This is a genomic window from Ureibacillus sp. GCM10028918, assembly GCF_042666115.1.
GTDB lineage: Bacteria > Bacillota > Bacilli > Bacillales_A > Planococcaceae > Ureibacillus.
Window position 1 is genome coordinate 1 of the sequence record NZ_JBHTFK010000029.1, and the last position, 1842, is coordinate 1842.

Annotated in this window: 1 protein-coding gene; it reads right to left on the minus strand. The window is 44.0% G+C overall.

What is annotated here, in order from left to right; genetic code table 11:
• Nucleotides 1-75 precede the first annotated feature (75 nt).
• The gene (gene ltrA, locus ACFQU5_RS15970) at nucleotides 76-1335 is read right to left on the minus strand and encodes a group II intron reverse transcriptase/maturase (protein ID WP_390289919.1); all 1260 of its coding nucleotides are present in this window, start codon (nucleotides 1333-1335) and stop codon (nucleotides 76-78) included.
• Nucleotides 1336-1842 lie beyond the last annotated feature (507 nt).

The window sequence follows — 1842 nt, forward strand, 5'->3', positions numbered from 1 at the left end:
AATCGAGTAGGAGGGAGTGATGAACTCCCGACCTCTCACACCACCGTACGTACGGTTCCGTATACGGCGGTTCAATTAAGATGGACAACGCAAAGTTTCGTAACGAACTTGCAGACTTTTCAGCCCTTGGCTTTCCCAGTAGGAATTGCCAAGAGTTTTGTGTAATATGGGGCTATTTGAAATGCGCCAATACCCTTTTCGGGCATTTCCCCATTCATAGGCTTTTCCGTATGGAACCTTTAGTCGAATGAGGTTTCTGACTCTTGTTCGGGGATTCTTCCAATTCTTCCAAAGACACATGCGAAGCCTTCTTCTTATCCAACTATCTAGCAGTTTGAAAACTGTAGGTGTATCTGCGAGCGCAAAGTAACCACACCATCCTATTAAATATTGGTTTAGTTTCTGGATACGATATTCCATTGGAAATGGCGTCTTTCTGGAGGTAATTTCTCGTATTTTCTTCTTCATTCGTTGTAGGCTTGTTTTTGCGATACGAACCTTTGGTTCTTTATGATATGTAAAACTAAATCCTAAGAACTTTCGATTCCATGGGCGGTCGACTGCCGACTTCTTTTCATTTACTTTTAATCGGAGTTTGCCTTCTATAAATCGCTGTACACTCGCCATTGTACGTTCTCCTGCACGTTTACTCTTCACGTAAATGTTACAGTCATCTGCGTACCGAACGAATTTATGTCCACGTTTCTCTAGTTCTTTATCGAGCTCGTCTAGCACAATATTAGAAAGGAGTGGACTTAAAGGTCCACCTTGTGGCGTACCTTCATCTGTACGTGAAACAACTCCGTTTATCATGACACCTGCTTGGAGATATTTGCGGATGAGTTTTAATAACGGTTTATCTTGAATTCGTTTTGCTAATGTTGCCATTAGCCGGTCATGATTGACCTTATCAAAGAATTTCTCTAAATCCATATCTACAACCCAACGACACCCCTCTTTTATATAACCCTTTGCCTTACGGATAGCGTCATGGGCACTCCGATTTGGTCGGAACCCAAAACTATTGTCCGAGAAGGTTCTGTCATATTCTTTCGATAATATCTGCGAGATGGCTTGTTGAATCAGGCGATCTGTCACGGTTGGAATACCCAGCAGACGCATACCGCCGTCTGGTTTCGGGATTTCGACACGACGTACCGGGTGCGGTTCATAGGTTCCCGCTAGAATCTGCGATTTAATGGTTTCCCAATTTTCGAGTATGTGCTGTCGTAAGGTTTGTACGGGCATCATGTCTACTCCATGGCTTCCTTTATTCGCCTCAACTCGTTTTAATGCTTGTATCATATTCGTTCGTGATAGAATTTGATTCAACATTGCCATTTCGTTCCTTTCCGTGAATAGCTAGTCTTCTTATGCCCATCTGAACTACACCCTCTGCTAAGACCCTCATGGGATTCACCACTACTTTCTAAGCGTGAGGTTTCTCTGTTTTCCGTGTTTCATCATCCAAGATGGAATGCCAAGGGCTATTCTCTCCTAATTGTTCGGTCCTTCCAATGGTTCTAGACCGAATCGTACTATGACCTCTGCTGACTTCTGATGATTCAGCTACTTGTCACCAAGTAGGTTATGAAGGGTACCTCACGTTTTCATCAGACCTCCCCGGGTAAGCACATGCACTTTCACACCATCTATCCGCCTCATTTACTAGATAGGACCTTCGACAGAAAGGACTTTGTTTTGTTTCGCAAACTCATCCAGTCATACCTAGCCTTATATGAGATTCGTGTTCCTCGGACCGGTGTTTTGCCTCCAGCTTCCTTCAGATTCCGCGTCACCACGGACACCCTTGCTCTTGGCTAACCTCTACTTCTGTCTTCG

Coding starts and splice junctions, on each gene's coding strand:
- ltrA (WP_390289919.1), bottom strand. CDS start 1,335: ATGTTGAATCAAATTCTATCACGAACGAATATGATACAAGCATTAAAA.